The following is a 17,729-nucleotide window of genomic DNA, read 5'->3' on the forward strand; positions in this document are numbered from 1 at the left end:
GTAAAAATGAAGAAAATAACTCTACCTCTTTTATTTGCTGCATTTGCAGTATTTCCTTCCTCTTTATTTTCACAAGATAACGAGAAGCTAGTTAAAGATTATATTTCTCAAAACAAAACAAGAGAATATAAGAAAAATGACCTTGCCGGTTTTGCTATTGACAATGTTGATCATTCTACGTCAATGAACGGGCAAGTTGTGAAATTCCAGCAGATGTATAACGGATTACCGGTGTATGGTACTGCAGGAACAGCACTTGTAAAGGAAAATAAAGTAGTTTATTATACTGATAACTTTGTAAAAGATTACAATGGTGTTACTTCTGCTACTGCAGGGATAACGAAAGAAGCCGCATTACAGAAAATTGCTGAAGATTTAGGCAGTGAAGAAGTTTCCAGGCTTCAGATAATGAACTTTTTCGAAAAAGGGCCTAACAAATTAACTGCAGCTAAGCAGCGACTGATGTACGCTACGGATGAATCTCAAAACCTAAGACTGGTTTATGAATATCTGGTTCACGTACCTAAGACAACCAACCACTGGAATATCCTTGTTGATGCAAATACCGGTAAAATCCTGAGCAAACTTGATCTTAACCTTTCATGTAACTTTCATGATGAGGCCTATGCTCATGATGAAAACCATATGGCATCATTACCACAGAATCAGAGCTCATATCCTGTAAACAACAATAACTTGGTTACCTTAGCTCCGGATAACGCTTCATATAACGTTTTTCCTTTACCGGTAGAATCACCTACATTTGGTTCTAGAGCCGTAGTTACGAACCCATGGATTTTAGCCTCTTCACCGGAAGGATGGCATTCTAATGTGACTACACATTACACTACCACAAGAGGAAACAATGTATATGCGTACGATGATAAAGATGCTAATGAGCAAACTTTTGGCGTTTCTCCAGACGGTGGAGCAACAAGAAATTTTAATTTTGCTTATGATCCTAACGCATTAACGTATGTAAATTTACCTGCTGCCACTACTAACTTATTCTATATAAGTAATATGGTACACGATATTTTCTATAAATTCGGATTTACAGAGCCTGCAAGAAACTTCCAAAGTAATAATTTTGGAAATGGAGGTCTTGATGATGATGAGGTTTTTGCACAGTCTCAGGACGGCGGCGGTTTCAATAACGCCAATTTTGCTCCTTATCCGGATAATTATAACCCAATTATGCAGATGTATTTGTGGCTGGGCTCAAACCGTAAACTATTCTATAAAGCTCCGTCTGATGCAGTTGCGCGTGTAGTGAATGCAGGTACAGCTCAGTTTGGACCGGCTTTAAATGATATAGGAATAAATGGCGATGTGAAGCTTGCAAGTGTTATTGATGCGTGTACTGCATTACCTGCTGGTGAACTGACAGGGAAAATCGGACTGATAGAAAGAGGAGGTGGTACAAACTGCAGTTTCGCTTTAAAAGTAAAAAATGCACAGAATGCAGGAGCTATAGGAACAATTATTTATAACAATACAGCCAATGGTTCTACCTTAATCAATATGGGGGTACCGATGCTACAATTACTATACCTTCAATATTAATTACCAATGCAGAAGGGGAATATATTAAAAGTAAATTGGCTTCAGCCATAACAGTGAATGTAGATCTGAGAGCAGATACAAAATACGATGGTAGCTTTGATAATGGTATCGTTACCCACGAATATGGTCATGGAATTTCCAACAGATTAACTGGGACAGGATATAACTGTTTGAATTCAAATGCAGATAAAGAGCAGATGGGCGAGGGATGGTCTGATTTCTTTGCAGTAATGCTGACAAACAAACCGGGAGACAATGCTTCAGTTCCAAGAGGTATGGGAACCTATCCAATAGGACAGCCTACTACAGGTTTGGGAATCCGACCAGCTAAATATTCTCCTGATTTTACTATAAATGATTATACTTATGGTGATACCAACGGAATGGAATATACTAACCAGAACAATGTTCTTGTTCCGGATGTACACTCTATAGGATTTATTTGGGCAACCATGCTTTGGGACCTGCACTGGAAATACGTTGAAAAATACGGATACGCATCTGATGTTACAGCTAATGCCAACAGTGGAAGTGCCAGAGTACTTCAGCTGGTAACCAATGCATTGAAACTACAGACATGTAATCCTACTTTCATTAACGGAAGAGATGCTATTCTTCAGGCTGAGCTTGCAACAACTGGAGGAGTTGATAAATGTATGATCTGGAGAGTGTTTGCAAAAAGAGGTCTTGGAGCAGGAGCTTCAGCAGGTCTTGCAAACGACATCAACGACCAGACTGAAAGCTTTACGCTTCCTGAAGGTTGTTCTGCCCTTTCAACAGAAGAAGTAAATGCTGTTAAAAACAAAATTTCGATCTATCCGAATCCTGCTAAAGATGAATTCTTCATCAACTTCCCAAGCAATACTGTCGGAAAGGTAAGCTTAGAAATTTATGATATGTCCGGAAAACTGGTTTCTTCGGAAGATAAAATTTCACCGGATGCTAAAAAAGCAGTTTCTACAAGTAACCTTGTCAACGGAACCTATATGGTAAAAGTTAAGGGTTTTGGTATCGATGCTACTTCCAAAGTAATCGTTAAGAAATAATAATTTACATAATCTCAATCAGAGAGTCGCCGCAAGCAAAGCTTGCGGCGATTTTATTTATCTATCATATTGACGTCTCCGGTAATTTCAATTATTATGTTGTAACTTTGCAGGCTGTTAAAAAAATATGAAGAAGAAAAATATACTCAAGGGAGTTTTATTCGTAGGGATCGGGGCCAGTATATACGGAATGCTGGCTACATTTGTGAAAATGGCTTATCATGATGGTTTTACAACATCAGAAGTCACTACTTCACAGTTTTTACTGGGACTTGTGGGTCTGTTAATCCTGAATTTCATCCAGACTATTACATCAAAGCAGAAATTGTCATCACCAAGCGCCAAAGAAGTAAGAATGCTGCTTCTTGCCGGAACATCTTTAGGTTGCACCAGTCTTTTCTATTATATTGCCGTTCAGTATATTAATGTTTCTATAGCTATTGTGCTGCTGATGCAATCCGTTTGGTTCAGTGTTGTGGTGGAAAGTATCAAAGAAAAAAACTGCCAAATGCGAGAAAAGTAATTTCTGTAATTATTGTGCTTGCAGGTACCATACTTGCTACGAACCTTGTTAATATGGATATTAAGCTCGACTGGCATGGCATTTTTGGGGATTAATGGCTGCCGCATCTTATACGATGACTATGTTTACATCCAATACGCTGGCTACACATCTTCCTGTATTCAGGAAAAGTATTATTATGCTTTGCGGGGGAGCGGTCGTGGTCATGGTATTCCTGTTTTTTGCCCAGATCGGACCTTTATATTCGGAAGGATTAAAATCAGTATACCTTAATTTTACAGAGAATACGGAACATATTCATTCATTTAATTATTCAATATTCTGGACATACGGATTTGTTCTGGCCTTATTTGGAACCATTATTCCGCCTATTTTATTTAATATCGGGTTTCCGAATGCGGGACTTGGATTAGGAAGCATTGTTTCATCTTTGGAACTTCCGGTGTCTGTAACGATGGCTTTTGTTCTGTTGGGCGAAAAAGTTTTATTGATACAATGGGTAGGAATTATTCTTATTCTTTTTGCTATTGTACTTATGAATCTGCCTTCCAGAAGTGAAGTGAAATCTGTGGAATTTTCTTAACAAAATAAAATTAAACTAAAAAAATACCCGGAAACCGTTTCTTTTGAAGCGGTTTTTTTAATTTTATTACTTTAAATAAAGCGCCCTATGAAATATTTCAGAAAGATAACATCAGGTATTATGCTGGTCGCGGTGCCTGCTTTTTTATTTTCACAGATCAAACCTCTGGATGCCATGCTATCCGGGTATAAATATCCTTACGAAGTTCATTTTCTCGATCTTAAATCGCAGGACAATGTGCTTAAAATGGCTTATATGGATGTTCAGCCGCAGAAGCCCAATGGAAAAACAATCATGCTTCTCCACGGAAAGAATTTTAACGGAGCCTATTGGGAAAAGACGGCAAAAGACCTTTCAGATAAAGGATTCAGAGTGATAATTCCGGATCAGATCGGCTTTGGGAAGTCTTCAAAACCTAAAAGTTATCAGTTTTCTTTTTCCCAGCTTGCTGAAAATACAAAAGCAATACTGGATAAACTGGGGATTGATAAAACAATAGTTTTGGGACATTCAATGGGAGGGATGGTCGCTGCAAGATTTACCCTTCTTTATCCTGACAAGGTACAGAAACTGATTCTCGAGAATCCTATTGGTCTTGAAGATTATAAAACGTTTGCAGCCTATCAGACCATAGACCAGGCATATCAGTCCGAGCTGAAAAATACTGCCGAAACCTATAAAGCCTACCAGTTAAAATTTTATTATGATAATAAATGGAAAGAAGAATACCAGCCGTGGCTCGATCTTATTGCAGGATGGACCTTGCATAAAGATTATCCGCAGGTGGCCTGGGATGCAGCTTTAACCTCGGATATGATCTATAACCAGCCTGTCTGCTACGAATTTAAAAACATCAGAACGCCTACACTTCTGATTATCGGAACAAGGGATAGAACAGCAATAGGAAAGGATAGGACACCTAAAGATCTGCAGCCTAAAATGGGGCAGTATCAGGAATTAGGAAAAAAGACCCAGCAGGAAATTGCCGGCTCTAAACTTGTTGAACTTGAAAATGTAGGGCATCTTCCGCACATAGAAGTTTATCCGAAATTCTTTAATGCGCTGTACGATTTTATAAAATAGAGGAAAATAAAAAGAGACTATCTGAAGCAGATAGTCTCTTTTTGTATGTATTGTTGTCTGAATTACTTTTTCTTGTAAGCAGCATCTTTGATTCTAGCTTTTTTACCTCTAAGGTTTCTGAAGTAATAAATTCTAGATCTTCTAACTCTACCTCTTCTGTCAACTTCAATTTTCTGAAGTGCAGGCATGTTTATCGGAAATACTCTTTCTACACCTACATCACCACTCATTTTTCTGATGGTAAATGTTTTTGTAGCTCCTGTACCTCTTAATTGGATAACGGTACCTTTGAAGAACTGAGTTCTTGTCTTCTGTCCTTCTTTAATCTCGTAATACACAGTAATTGTGTCTCCTGCTTTGAATTCAGGGAAATCTTTTTTAGTAATGTACTGATCTTGTACGTACTTTAATAAATCCATTTTTAATAAAATAAAATGTTAAAGCTAAGCAACTTACACGGTCTTCGTCAGAGGTTGAATAACAGGTCGCAAAGATACAAAATAGTTTTTGATTCTACCAAATATTTAATGTGCTAAAAACTATAATTTTTTCACCCAGGATTGGCCCCAAAATTAACAGTTATTTTAAATTCCCATCTGACGCAGTTTATATAGGAAATCTACTTTTGCCCGAAATTAAAATATCAGATCAATTGCTAAGAATCTGATTGATAAATCTATAAAAGTAAATAACTATGAAACACTATTTCTTCTTTTTCTGTTTTGCCGTCCAGATGGCATTCGGGCAGGCATTGTTTCCTTACCTGCAGAACCCTACGCCGAGCTCGATGATTGTCAACTGGAAAACGGCTTCTAACAATGAAACCACCGTAATTTACGGAACATCTCCAACCAATCTGAATGTAACTGTCACTGGTACTACCAATATTTTCTCCGATACCGGTTATAACAACAATTATTATTACCACACAGCAAAAATCACGAGCCTGCAGCCGAATACCAAATACTATTATAAAATAAAAACAGGAACCAGCGAGTCGGCAATTTATAATTTCAGAACCCTGCCTTTGCCGGGACAGGCTGCTACTGCGGATGGTAAAATACGTTTCCTGATCATGGGAGACAACCAGATCAAAGCAGAACCGAGGTATGATTCCCTGACTTTAAATGCATTCAAAAAACTGAAAGAGAAATTCGGTGCCGGTTCCGATCCTTCGGATAATGTAGCCCTTACCTTTATGGTAGGGGACCAGGTGGATGTAGGAACACTCGATCATTATGAAAATGTCCATTTTAAAAAGAATATTAAACTGTCACCTTATCTTCCTATCCAGACAACGGTAGGAAATCACGAAACTTATGGAACACTTGGGATGAATTCCTACTATGCCCATTTCTATATTGATGAAATCAAATATAAAAATATCAGTTCAGGGAACGAGAATTATTATGCACAGCAGGCAGGAAATGTTCTGTTTATAAGTTTAAGTTCAGAGCATACAGGAACGGCACAGCAGACATGGCTGTCACAAATTTTAAATGAAGCCAATGCAGACCCTACGGTAGATTGGATTATTTCCCTTAGCCACAGGCCTTACCAGGCAGAGCAGTACGTAGGAGATATTTCCACATGGGTGAGAAACAATGCCGTACCATTACTGACAACTTCAAATAAGTACTTAATGCATGTTGGAGCCCACCATCATTTATACCACAGAGGTCAGTTAAAAGATACCCCGAATTACCAGATTATTTCCGGAGGAACGGCATGGGACCAGTACTGGGGAATGTCGAATGAGCAGGATTTTGATGATGTGCAGAAAACACTGACAGACTGGACCTACCAAATCGTGGAAGTAGATGTGCAGACCGGAAAAGTAGATATAGAATGCTATTCCATAGGAGGAGTTTATAACAGAAAATACAATGAACTGGTGGATACTTTCCACAGGTATAAAAATCAGCCAAAACCTTCAAAACCATCGGTTACCAATACTTTTTCTGCACCGGTAACTTTACCCTTGACATTGAATGGAAATGCATTTACCTCTTCAAATGGAGAATTGCTGAATACCACACAGTTTTTAATCAGTAAAGCATCCAATTTTTCAGTAATTGAAAAGGAATTTTACCGTGACTATGAAAACTGGTTCGGAAAAGACGGAAACGGAACACCGGACAGAACTAAAAACCTAAATGCCGGAGTTGACATCACAAAAGCAACCATTGCCGCGAATTCTATTTCAAACGGAGTCTATTATGTAAAGGTTCGTTACAGAGACAGAAACCTGGAGTGGAGCGACTGGAGTGATGTAAAGCAGTTTGAGGTGTCAGGAAGTGTAGTTTCCAATCCTACATTTACATTAGATAAAACTGAATATACTCAAAATGAAGCGATAACAGCCACTTATACGGGAGGACCCGGGAATCAGCAGGACTGGGTAGGAATTTATAAGAAAGGACAGACACCGGCAACCACAACTTCTCAAGGTTACCTTTATACCAACGGCCAGACGGCAGGAACAGCTGTTTTTCCGAATGGTCTTGCTAATAAAGGTCAGTATTTTGCAGGATTTTTTGCCAACAACGGCTACACAGAAATTACCCCAAGAAAAAGTTTCTACGTAGGCCCGAAAGTAGTATTGCAGACTACAGCTGATACTTATCCTGTAGGAGGAACGGTAGTCATCAATTACAACAACGGACCAAATCTGGTGAAAGACTGGATCGGGATTTACAAAATGGGTCAGACGCCGGGGACCAATGCTTCTATCAAATGGAGCTATGTATCCACCCCTTCGGGAACACTGAATTTTACAGGCCTTCCGAAAGGATACTATTATGCCCAGTATCTGCTGGAAGATGGATATACCGGAATCGGGGACAAAGTATTCTTTAAAGTAGGGGATATTGTCACAGAACTGTGGATCAACAAGCCTGTTTATACATTAGGTGAAAACATCACGGCTTCCTGGACGGATTCTCCCGGAATTATCAAAGACTGGCTGGGAATTTATCCTCAGAGCATCCAGACTCCGGACGATAATTTTGTTTCCTATACCTATTTTGATGGAGTTACCCAAGGGACGAAAACAATCCAGGGAACAGCGCTTCCTGCGACACCAGGGAACTATTACATGGTAATGTTTACCAATGATTCCTATACCGAAGTATCCAACAGAAAGGAATTTCAGGTGATAGCCGGAACACTCGGAACAGAAGAGGTGAAAAGTACAGAGAAAAATGTAGTTCTGTACCCGAATCCTACCAGGCCGGGCGAACCTACCTTCATCAAAAGTGATTACCCGATTGATAAAATCGAGCTCGTTTCAGCATCAGGACAACTTTTGTATGAATCAAAAAACATCAACAACCAGCGGTTTTCTCTGGTGAACGAAAATCTTCCGAAAGGAGTATATTTTGTAAAAGTTCACTCAAGAAAATTATTTACTTTGAAACTGATTATACAATAATATTTTCAAATTTATAACTGAAGTAAAAGTAGGAAAATATTCCTGCTTTTATTTTTAGTCTGTAGATTTCAGTGCCCAGGTTACTAACGGAATCTGCATGAAAAGTCTTGCAAATCTTTGGTTGTCTGTGTTTAAGCCAAAAGAATCTCTTCTGTTTTTGTACTGAGCAATATTTCCGGGTAATACAGCTGTAAAAAAACCTGCCACAATTTTTCCCATTGTTTTCCTGTATTTTTCAGGAGCTATGATTGTAGCGGTGCCTAAAAGTATTTCTGCAATTCCTGAATATACAACAGTGTCGTCTTTCTTCAGAGGAACCCATTCAGGAACCTGTGCCTGAAATTCTTTTCTTGCAAAAGTAAGGTGACTTATTCCCGCGGCGATCAAAAATGTACCGAGAGCAATTCTTGAGATGTCTTTCGTTTCCATATGATAATATTTATGATGTTGATGGTTTTAAATAACCAAAATTCAGACCACGGGGAAAGCAATAATTTAATGTAGAAAATCCATCATAAATTCAAAAAATTCCCGGATACTGTAGATATGAGAAAATTTATTAAATTTAACCGACAGAAAAATCTAATATTTCATGATAGATAAAAGAGTAAAAAATGCAAAGGAAGCCATAGAAGGTATTCAGGACGGAATGACTTTAATGCTGGGCGGATTCGGTCTTTGCGGTATCCCTGAAAACTCCATTAATGCTTTGGTAGAAAGCGATGTAAAAGATTTAACGTGTATTTCCAACAATGCAGGCGTCGATGATTTCGGGCTTGGATTGCTGCTTCATAAAAGACAGATCAAAAAAATGATCTCCTCCTATGTGGGAGAAAATGCAGAATTCGAAAGACAGATGCTTTCCGGGGAACTAGATGTTGAGCTTACCCCACAGGGAACTCTTGCAGAAAAATGCAGGGCAGCTCAGGCTGGAATTCCTGCTTTCTATACTCCTGCCGGATATGGAACTGAGATTGCAGAAGGAAAAGAAGTGAAAGATTTTAACGGAAAGCCTCACATTCTGGAACATGCCTACAAGGCAGATTTTTCAATCGTAAAAGCCTGGAAAGGGGACCATGCCGGAAACCTTATTTTTAAAGGTTCTGCAAGGAATTTCAATCATCCTATGGCGGGAGCGGCAAAAATTACCATTGCTGAGGTAGAAGAACTGGTAGAGCCGGGAGAATTGGATCCCAACCAGGTTCACATTCCGGGAATTATGATCCAGAGAATCTTCCAGGGGGAAAAATTTGAAAAAAGAATAGAGCAGAGAACAGTCAGAAGCAAAGAATAATCTGACAATAACTTGTTTAAATTTTTATTTTTGAACCATTAAAATAGAATAAGTAATTAAGAGTATTAAGCATAAAGCTTAAAAAATCAGAATGATTCAACTTAACTATACTTCATTCCTTAAATTACTTCTTAATGGTTTAAAAAATAATATTTACAATAATAAAGCGCTGAATTCATTCAGCGCTTTATTTTTATGCTTGCGGGTTGAGCATTTTCCTTTCCCCGATCTGCTGTCGCCACATGGCATAATATAAGCCTTTTTCAGCAATTAAATTATCATGAGATCCCATTTCCACAACCTGTCCGCGTTCAAGTACATAAATCCTGTCAGCATGCATGATTGTACTAAGACGGTGGGCAATAAGAACCGTAATCTGTTCTCTTTCTTTCGAAATACTTTTTATAGTAGAAGTGATTTCCTCTTCGGTAATACTGTCCAATGCAGAAGTAGCTTCATCAAAAATCAGTAAGTGAGGTTTTCTTAAAAGTGCTCTTGCAATGGCAATTCTTTGTTTTTCCCCACCACTCAGCTTCAGACCGCCTTCACCAATAACCGTTTCGATGCCTTTTTCTGCCCTTTCCAGCAAGGCGGTACAGCTCGATTTCTCTAAAGCAACGGCCAGTTCAGATTCCGTAGCCTTTGGATTCACAAAAAGAAGGTTTTCTTTGATGGTTCCAGCAAAAAGTTGCGTATCCTGCGTTACAAAGCCAATCTGATTTCTCAGTTCGTCAAAATCAAACTCTTTTCCATTGATCGTATTGTAAAAAATATTCCCTTCCTGAGGTCTGTAAAGTCCAACCAGCAATTTTACTAAAGTACTTTTCCCGGAACCGCTCGGCCCGACAAAAGCGATGGTCTCCCCATTTTTAACATCAAAAGAAATATTATTTAAAGCCTTATACTGAGCAGATTGATGCTTGAAAGAAACATGTTTGAATTCCAGCTCCTCAATAGCCCCGATCTGTTTTGGGTGAGAAGGCTTTTCTTCCACATCTTTTTTCATTAAACGGTCAAAATTCTGCAGCGAAGCTTCGGCTTCACGGTAAGAAATAATGATGTTCCCGATCTCCTGCATCGGGCCGAAAATAAAGAATCCGTAAAACATCAGCGACAGATATTGTCCCGGAGTCACAATATTCTTAAAAATCAAATAGAGAAGAGTCAGCGTAATAAGCTGTTGAAGGAAATTCACCATTGTCCCCTGGATAAAGCTTAAAGAACGGATGCTTTTAACCTTTCTGAGCTCAAGGCCAAGAATTTTGTAGGTATTATTGTTCAGACGGATCACTTCCTGGTTGGTCAATCCTAAACTTTTCACAATTTCAATATTTCTAAGACTTTCCGTGGTACTTCCTGCTAAAGCGGTAGTTTCAGAAACAATGTTTTTCTGGATACTCTTTATCCTTTTGCTGAGCAAATTGGTCACAAATGCAATCAGGAAAATTCCGCAGATATACACCGGCATGATCGACCAATGTAAACGGATGGCATATACCGAAACGAAAATAATACTCACCAGGATTCCAAAGAAGATGTTGATGAAATTATTGATGAATTTTACAGAATCCTCTCTTACTTTCGTTAAAATAGACAAAGTTTCTCCACTCCTCTGGTCCTCAAATTCCTGATAAGGCAACGCCATTGAATGCTTTAAACCGTCTGTAAAAATCTTCGCCCCGAATTTTTGTGTGATTACACTTACCGCATAATCCTGAAAAGCTTTGGCAATTCTGCTCACCATCGCTGTTCCGATCAGTAATCCTAAAAAATAAAAGGCACCGTGATAGGCTTCACTTCCATATAAATATTCGTTCAGGCTTCTTGGTAAAAGCTTTTCCTTGTCAAAAAAATTAGGATGCGTTACCAGCTGATCTAGTATGTTACCGGTAATGGCCGGTGCAAACAAAGAAAAAACCTGATTAATGGCCGCCAGTAGCAAAGAAATGACAATTAACCATTTGTAGGGCTTAAGGTATCTTAAAAGTATTTTCATTTTAATAAATAATGCTGCAAAATTAGAGATATTATTTTGACTTATGATATTAATAATAAAGACCTTTTGTATTCAAGTGAAAAGAATTAAATTGCAGTCTAAGTTTTTACTATGCTTACAAAAGAACAAATTGCCAAAAGAATTTCAAAAGAACTGAAAGATCGTTATTATGTAAACCTGGGAATAGGAATCCCTACTTTGGTTGCCAACTATGTTCCTGAAGGTATTTCAGTAGAATTCCAGAGCGAGAATGGAGTTCTCGGGATGGGGCCTTTCCTTTCGAAGGAGAAGAAGATGCAGATATCATCAATGCCGGAAAACAAACCATTACCATACTTCCGGGAGGTTCATTTTTCGATTCTGCATTCAGTTTCGGGATGATCCGTGGCCAGAAAGTAGATCTTACTATCCTTGGAGCAATGGAAGTTTCAGAGAACGGAGATATCGCAAACTGGAAAATTCCCGGAAAAATGGTGAAAGGAATGGGTGGTGCCATGGACCTTGTGGCTTCCGCGGAAAATATTATTGTTGCGATGATGCACGTAAATAAAGCCGGAGAAAGCAAAATCCTTAAAAAATGTACTCTTCCGCTTACAGGCGTGAACTGTGTGAAAAGAGTAGTAACCGAATTAGCTGTACTCGACGTTACACCAGCCGGTTTCAAACTGGTGGAAAGAGCGCCGGGTGTTTCAGTAGAACATATTATACAGTCAACAGAAGCAGACCTGATCATTGAAGGTGAAATTCCTGAAATGCAATTCTAATAAAATAAAAACCTTGTCACTGACAAGGTTTTTTATGCATTTGAATGACATTTTTAATATACATCAAAAGGTTTTTCTCTCGCAGATTCAGCAGATAACGCAGATTTTTTTATTGATGAAAATTTAGATAATCTCAAATATTTTCAAAAAGTGCTGAAACACTATTAATCCGACATAGGAAAATGGAGCGTCAAAAAAATAAATGCTGTGAACGTTAAGAAAATTCTACTGTCTGAGTGCGGCACAAACATCGAACTGATGCGACAATATCAAATCCGCACGAGTTTTAGAATTTTTAGAGAACAGCATTTATTTTTAGCGGAATTTTCCCAGTCTTGAATTTTTGTTTCTTTTGTTTCAAGATAAAAGAAAAGCTACTAAATTTTCCATCCCAGATTAAAAATGCAATACAAAAAAACTGCTTCAAAAATGAAACAGTTTATATATTTTAAAGCTTTTCAAAAAGCTGAATTATTTCCCATCCTGCGCCCCAAAAACCTTCTGTAAAATAGAAGTCGTCCTCATGGCAGGAGTATTTCTAATACCACTTTCTTTGTCAGCCACCATTTTGAAAACACCATTAATAGTTTCAGTGGTAACATACTCATTAAGATCAGTTGTTACGGCTTGTCCCGTGAAAGTATTGTACTTTGAAATCAGATTTTTCCATACCGTATCTGCACCCACTTTACCCAATGATGCTTTTACTTTTGGCTGGAAAGCTGTAAATAACTGGCTTTGTGTCTTTGTTTGTAAATAATTGGTGGCTGCATTATCACTCCCCAACAAAATATTTTTGGCATCTGTGATCGTCATAGAGGTAATGGCTTTTGTGAAAATAGGGGCAGCCTCTGTTACCGCATCCTCAGCAGCCCTGTTTAATAATTTTACACCTTCATCGGCAAGACTTCCCATTCCCAGAGAGCGTAATGTGGTGTCAATCTTTCTTAGCTTTTCAGGCATTAAAATTTTTACGGCTTCATTCTTTAAAAATCCATCCGTTAAGGCCAGTTTCTTCACACCGTCAGTTACTCCGAGGCTTAGTGCTTCTTTTAACCCTGAAGAAATTTGTGAAGAAGTTAAGCTCCCCAGATTCACAGGAGAACTTTGGGTTGGAATTGTAGTAGTTGAGGTAGAAGTGGTTGTGGAAGTTTTAGTTTTTGAGGGATTATCAAGATCAACGCCGGTTTTGTTTTTAACGGTAGATTTAATAATATCTAAAAGTTGAGCCTGCGCAGAAACTGAAAATAATAATACTGCGGCGAATAGAATGTTTTTTCTCATTGTATTTTTTTGCAAATTTAGATGATTTATTATTTAATAAGTTAAATGGCTAAAGAGTTTTGGAAAATAATTATCTTAGCTAAAACCTTAATCATACTTAAATGCGACGTTTCCTTTTTATGTGTTCCGTTATTTTTTCCACCGTTTTTCATGCTCAGAAGAGGCCGGATTTAATTCCTTATCCTCAAAGTCTAACCATGCAGGAAGGAAAGTTTATTATTCCTGAAACGCTGATCCTGAATGATAAACTTCCAAAAGAAGAAACAGAGTATTTCAAAAAAGGATTGGTCCCGGTGTGAAATTTCAGAGCAGCAGTAAAACGGAAGGAATTCATTTGATGTACATGCCTTTTCCGCAGCCCAAAATTCCAATTCATCCCGAAGAAGATAAAGAAAAGTATACGATTGACATTTCTCCTAAAAAGATTTTCATCACTTCCAATACCAGGCAGGGTTATTTTCTGGCTCTTCAAACCCTGGCCCAGCTTTTTGAAGAACATAAGGAAGACAGGGAGATTCCAGCTTTAAGGATTGAAGACCAGCCTAAATTTGCATGGCGCGGAATGCACCTGGATGTATGCCGTCATTTTTTCAATGTGGATGAGGTTAAACAGTATATTGATTATTTGGCTATGTACAAGCTGAATACCTTTCACTGGCATCTTACAGACGATCAGGGCTGGAGAATTGAAATTAAAAAATACCCAAAACTCACTCAGATCGGTTCAAAACGTAAAGAATCGATGGTTGGTGCTTATGTAGACAATACTTTTGATGGAAAACCTTATGGTCCCTATTTCTATACTCAGGAGCAGATTAAAGACGTCATCAAATATGCCCGGCAAAGACATATTACCATCGTTCCGGAAATTGAAATGCCCGGTCATGCTTTAGCTGCTTTGTCAGCCTATCCCGAACTCGCCTGTACAAAAGGACCGTTTGAATCCGCTACAAAATGGGGTGTTTTCGACGATGTTTTTTGTCCGAAAGAAGAAACATTCACCTTCCTTGAAAACGTTCTTGACGAGGTCATTTCTCTGTTTCCATCACAATACATCCACATCGGCGGTGACGAATGCCCGAAAACAAGATGGAAAGAATGTGCCCATTGCCAGGAACTGATCAGAAAGAATAATCTTAAGGATGAGCATGGACTGCAAAGCTACTTCATCCAGAGAATTGAAAAATATGTCAACAGCAAAGGAAGAAAGATCATTGGCTGGGACGAAATCCTTGAAGGCGGTCTGGCTCCAAATGCTGCCGTTATGAGCTGGACAGGCGTAAACGGAGGAATCGAAGCTGCGAAATCTTCACACTTTGCGGTAATGACTCCGGGAGCTTACTGTTATTTTGACCATTATCAGGGCGATCCTCAATCGGAGCCGAATGCTTTCGGAGGTTTTACCCCTTTGGATAAAGTCTATTCCTATAATCCTGTTCCCGAAGAATTGAACGCTGAACAGGCAAAATACATCTTAGGCGTTCAGGCCAATCTATGGACGGAATACATCACCGATTTTAAGCAGGTGCAGTACATGATATTTCCAAGACTGATGGCCCTTTCCGAAGTAGGATGGGGAACAGCAGATCCTAAAAACTATAAAGAATTTGAAGGAAGAGTGATCAGTCAGTTCAAAGTTCTGGATAAAATGAAGGTGAATTATGCCAGAAGTATTTATAACATTTCCGGAAAAGTACTTCCTGCCGGTAATGGTATCTTTTACGAGCTTAGCGTATCACAAGATCCTAAAGGAATAAGATATACAACAGACGGAAGTGAACCTTCAATAAACTCACAGGTTTATCAGGGACCGATTGCTGTTTCAAAATCTTCAACCGTTAAATCCGCCTATTTTGAGGAAGGAAAATTGAAAAGTGCTGTTTCTTCCCAGGAATTCAGGATTTCAAAAACAACAGGAAAAAGATCACCTTGGAACAGCAGCCAAGTGAAAATTACTCTTTTGGCGGTGCTTTCACATTAGTGGATGGAATTATCGGAAACATAAGACAATTGGGTAAAACATGGCTAGGTTTCCAGGGAAAAGATGTGGTGGCGACCATTGATCTGGGACAAAAAACCAACTTTTCCGAAGTCTATTTTAATACCCTGGAAAATAAAGGGAGCTGGATCCATCTGGCTAAATCTGCACAGATCTTCGTTTCTGATGACGGAAAAAATTTCAAAATGATTAAAGAGATCGGAAAAGACGAAATTCAGAACTCAAAAGGAAAAATAAAGCTGAATGTGGGAAATCAGAATGCTAAGTACATTAAACTTAAAATAGAAAATGCAGGTATTATTCCTGCCGGAAATCCCGGTGCAGATTCAAAAGCGTGGCTGTTCGTTGATGAAATTGGTGCTGATTAGAAATCCGTTTCAGAATAAACCGGCTTATCATGATAAAGTAAAGACCACAGAGTATAAACTGTGGTCTTTTTCCTTTTCTCCTAGCGGGAAAATTCATAATTTGGAGCCAAATAAATCTGAATATGCAAAGTAGACGAAACTTCATTAAAAAAACGGCTGCCGTCTCTCTGGCACTTGCTGTAAACCCACTGGATCTGATGGCCGGAGAACTGTCTGAGAAATCTGTAAAAGTAGGAAAACCCATTGTTCTTTCCACCTGGAATTTCGGATTGAAAGCCAACGAAGAAGCCTGGACTATTCTGGGAAAAGGCGGAAAAGCGCTTGATGCAGTGGAAAAAGGAGTTCGTCTCGTGGAATTGGATCCCACTGAAAGAAGTGTAGGCTACGGAGGACGGCCGGACAGAGACGGAAGGGTTACCCTTGATGCCTGTATTATGGACGAAAACTATAATATCGGTTCCGTTGCCTGCCTGGAAAACATCAAAAATCCTATTTCTGTAGCAAGAGCAGTGATGGAAAAAACACCTCACGTTATGCTGGTGGGAGATGGGGCACTGCAGTTTGCATTGTCACAGGGGTTTAAAAAAGAAAACCTTCTTACTCCCGATTCAGAAAAAGAATGGAAAGAATGGCTTAAAACCAGTGAATACAAGCCGGTTGCCAATATTGAAAACCACGATACCATCGGAATGATTGCTCTGGATGCACAGGGAAACCTTTCTGGTGCCTGTACTACCAGCGGAATGGCCTTTAAAATGCATGGTAGGGTAGGAGATTCACCTATTATCGGTGCAGGGTTGTTTGTAGACAATGAAGTTGGGGCAGCTACAGCTACTGGTCATGGTGAAGAGGTAATCCGTACTGTCGGGACCCATCTGGTGGTCGAACTGATGAGACAGGGCAGAAATCCGCAGCAGGCCTGCAAAGAAGCTGTGGAAAGAATTGTAAAAATTGCTCAAAGAAGGAATAAAAACCTGAAAGATATCCAGGTTGGATTCATTGCCTTAAATAAAAAAGGAGAATATGGCTCCTATTGTATCCAGGACGGATTTAATTTCGCGGTATATGATCAAAAAGGCAACCGTCTGGAAAAGCCAGAATTTGCCCTGAAATAATTGCTTATCTAAATTTAATAGGAGAGGGCTTTAGCCCGCTTGCAAAAATAAAAACATCAGCTGGCTTTAGCCAAAATTTAGAATATGAAAAGAATAATCATTGCATCTTTATTTCTGGTAACAGCATGCAAAGAAGAAAAGAAAGAAACTCAAACACAGGTAGTGCAGCAGGAATCTTTCCCCAAAGAAATTAAAACCTCCGAAAATAAGCCGAACGAAGCCGAAGAAGCAGAGAAATGGCTGAAAGAAAGTATCGAAAATTACTTCAAATCAGATCTTAATATGGACCGGGAAATGCAGAAAATCACAACCAAGGACTATTACGATTATAAAACCGATGCAATGAATGTCGATATGGATGTTGACGGAAGCCTTACTTTAAAGGAATTTCAAGACAAATGGAAAAATAAATTTGACGTCAGGAAAGCAGGAGTCAACAGTGGTTTTTTAATAAGCGGTCAGGATTGGGAAGAAATTAAAATTTCAAAGTGTGAGCAGGTTTTAAAATCCGTTCCTCTTTCAGAGTCGGAGCCGGCTGTATTCATATTTGATGTGATCCTTTCCGATGAAAAGCTGAAATCACAATATCCGGTTGAAATAGAAGTTATAAAACAAAACAATTCTTTTCTGATTGCGAATGTGTCTCAGGAATAATCTCAAAATATAAATAAGTAA

General features: G+C 38.8%; 14 protein-coding genes and 2 pseudogenes. 12 read left to right on the forward strand and 4 right to left on the reverse strand.

From position 1 onward, the window contains the following. Positions 1-6: 6 nt before the first annotated feature. The 4 genes and pseudogenes from N4G44_RS05970 to N4G44_RS05985 all read left to right on the forward strand — a co-directional run bounded on the left by N4G44_RS05970 (position 7) and on the right by N4G44_RS05985 (position 4,801). Complete coding sequence (locus tag N4G44_RS05970) at positions 7-1,566, forward strand: M36 family metallopeptidase (protein ID WP_474925197.1); 1,560 nt, start codon at positions 7-9, stop codon at positions 1,564-1,566. 35 nt (positions 1,567-1,601) lie between these two features. Continuing rightward, positions 1,602-2,612: a M36 family metallopeptidase gene (locus N4G44_RS05975; protein WP_474925200.1), complete on the forward strand. Its 1,011-nt coding sequence runs from the start codon at positions 1,602-1,604 to the stop codon at positions 2,610-2,612. A gap of 127 nt (positions 2,613-2,739) precedes the next feature. Further along, positions 2,740-3,718: pseudogene (locus N4G44_RS05980) on the forward strand (EamA family transporter). An 87-nt stretch (positions 3,719-3,805) separates the two neighbouring features. Next, positions 3,806-4,801: an alpha/beta fold hydrolase gene (locus N4G44_RS05985; RefSeq protein ID WP_474925203.1), complete on the forward strand. Its 996-nt coding sequence runs from the start codon at positions 3,806-3,808 to the stop codon at positions 4,799-4,801. 62 nt (positions 4,802-4,863) lie between these two features. On the opposite strand, the gene rplS is transcribed toward N4G44_RS05985, so the two are convergent. Beyond that, positions 4,864-5,220 (reverse strand): 50S ribosomal protein L19, encoded by a 357-nt coding sequence (rplS, locus tag N4G44_RS05990; protein WP_474925205.1) that lies wholly within the window; start codon positions 5,218-5,220, stop codon positions 4,864-4,866. A gap of 275 nt (positions 5,221-5,495) precedes the next feature. Between rplS and N4G44_RS05995 the strand changes: the two genes are divergently transcribed. Beyond that, positions 5,496-8,234 (forward strand): fibronectin type III domain-containing protein, encoded by a 2,739-nt coding sequence (locus N4G44_RS05995; protein WP_474925206.1) that lies wholly within the window; start codon positions 5,496-5,498, stop codon positions 8,232-8,234. A 54-nt stretch (positions 8,235-8,288) separates the two neighbouring features. Here the strand turns inward: N4G44_RS05995 and N4G44_RS06000 are convergent, their stop codons facing one another. Further along, positions 8,289-8,663, reverse strand: a complete 375-nt coding sequence (locus tag N4G44_RS06000; RefSeq protein WP_474925207.1) for a DoxX family protein — start codon at positions 8,661-8,663, stop codon at positions 8,289-8,291. A gap of 163 nt (positions 8,664-8,826) precedes the next feature. Here N4G44_RS06000 and N4G44_RS06005 point away from each other — a divergent pair, with 163 nt between their 5' ends. Continuing rightward, complete coding sequence (locus N4G44_RS06005) at positions 8,827-9,528, forward strand: CoA transferase subunit A (protein WP_474925208.1); 702 nt, start codon at positions 8,827-8,829, stop codon at positions 9,526-9,528. Positions 9,529-9,721: 193 nt separating this feature from the next. Here the strand turns inward: N4G44_RS06005 and N4G44_RS06010 are convergent, their stop codons facing one another. Further along, the gene (locus N4G44_RS06010; protein ID WP_474925210.1) at positions 9,722-11,524 is read right to left on the reverse strand and encodes an ABC transporter ATP-binding protein; all 1,803 of its coding nucleotides are present in this window, start codon (positions 11,522-11,524) and stop codon (positions 9,722-9,724) included. A gap of 111 nt (positions 11,525-11,635) precedes the next feature. Here N4G44_RS06010 and N4G44_RS06015 point away from each other — a divergent pair. Next, positions 11,636-12,288 (forward strand): annotated as a pseudogene (locus N4G44_RS06015) (CoA transferase subunit B). 471 nt (positions 12,289-12,759) lie between these two features. On the opposite strand, the gene N4G44_RS06020 reads toward N4G44_RS06015, so the two are convergent. After that, positions 12,760-13,572, reverse strand: coding sequence for a DUF4197 domain-containing protein (locus N4G44_RS06020; protein ID WP_474925213.1), 813 nt, complete (start codon positions 13,570-13,572; stop codon positions 12,760-12,762). A gap of 101 nt (positions 13,573-13,673) precedes the next feature. Here N4G44_RS06020 and N4G44_RS06025 point away from each other — a divergent pair, with 101 nt between their 5' ends. The 5 genes from N4G44_RS06025 (at position 13,674) to N4G44_RS06045 (ending at position 17,708) form a co-directional block, all read left to right on the forward strand. Next, positions 13,674-13,871, forward strand: coding sequence for a hypothetical protein (locus N4G44_RS06025; RefSeq protein WP_474925215.1), 198 nt, complete (start codon positions 13,674-13,676; stop codon positions 13,869-13,871). Beyond that, a complete protein-coding gene (locus N4G44_RS06030; RefSeq protein WP_474925218.1) occupies positions 13,868-15,553 on the forward strand; it encodes a beta-N-acetylhexosaminidase in 1,686 nt (561 codons plus the stop codon). Before N4G44_RS06025 ends, N4G44_RS06030 begins: the two co-directional genes overlap by 4 nt. Then, positions 15,502-15,939, forward strand: coding sequence for a discoidin domain-containing protein (locus N4G44_RS06035; protein WP_474925220.1), 438 nt, complete (start codon positions 15,502-15,504; stop codon positions 15,937-15,939). Before N4G44_RS06030 ends, N4G44_RS06035 begins: the two co-directional genes overlap by 52 nt. A 122-nt stretch (positions 15,940-16,061) precedes the next feature. Further along, positions 16,062-17,054 (forward strand): isoaspartyl peptidase/L-asparaginase family protein, encoded by a 993-nt coding sequence (locus N4G44_RS06040; RefSeq protein ID WP_474925222.1) that lies wholly within the window; start codon positions 16,062-16,064, stop codon positions 17,052-17,054. An 84-nt stretch (positions 17,055-17,138) separates the two neighbouring features. Beyond that, positions 17,139-17,708, forward strand: coding sequence for a hypothetical protein (locus N4G44_RS06045; protein WP_474925224.1), 570 nt, complete (start codon positions 17,139-17,141; stop codon positions 17,706-17,708). Positions 17,709-17,729 lie beyond the last annotated feature (21 nt).

This window comes from Chryseobacterium sp. GTID13 (assembly GCF_056172655.1).

Coding starts and splice junctions, on each gene's coding strand:
- N4G44_RS06005 (WP_474925208.1), top strand. CDS start 8,827: ATGATAGATAAAAGAGTAAAAAATGCAAAGGAAGCCATAGAAGGTATT.
- N4G44_RS06045 (WP_474925224.1), top strand. CDS start 17,139: ATGAAAAGAATAATCATTGCATCTTTATTTCTGGTAACAGCATGCAAA.
- N4G44_RS05985 (WP_474925203.1), top strand. CDS start 3,806: ATGAAATATTTCAGAAAGATAACATCAGGTATTATGCTGGTCGCGGTG.
- N4G44_RS06025 (WP_474925215.1), top strand. CDS start 13,674: ATGCGACGTTTCCTTTTTATGTGTTCCGTTATTTTTTCCACCGTTTTT.
- N4G44_RS06040 (WP_474925222.1), top strand. CDS start 16,062: ATGCAAAGTAGACGAAACTTCATTAAAAAAACGGCTGCCGTCTCTCTG.
- N4G44_RS06010 (WP_474925210.1), bottom strand. CDS start 11,524: ATGAAAATACTTTTAAGATACCTTAAGCCCTACAAATGGTTAATTGTC.
- N4G44_RS05995 (WP_474925206.1), top strand. CDS start 5,496: ATGAAACACTATTTCTTCTTTTTCTGTTTTGCCGTCCAGATGGCATTC.
- rplS (WP_474925205.1), bottom strand. CDS start 5,220: ATGGATTTATTAAAGTACGTACAAGATCAGTACATTACTAAAAAAGAT.
- N4G44_RS06020 (WP_474925213.1), bottom strand. CDS start 13,572: ATGAGAAAAAACATTCTATTCGCCGCAGTATTATTATTTTCAGTTTCT.
- N4G44_RS05970 (WP_474925197.1), top strand. CDS start 7: ATGAAGAAAATAACTCTACCTCTTTTATTTGCTGCATTTGCAGTATTT.
- N4G44_RS06000 (WP_474925207.1), bottom strand. CDS start 8,663: ATGGAAACGAAAGACATCTCAAGAATTGCTCTCGGTACATTTTTGATC.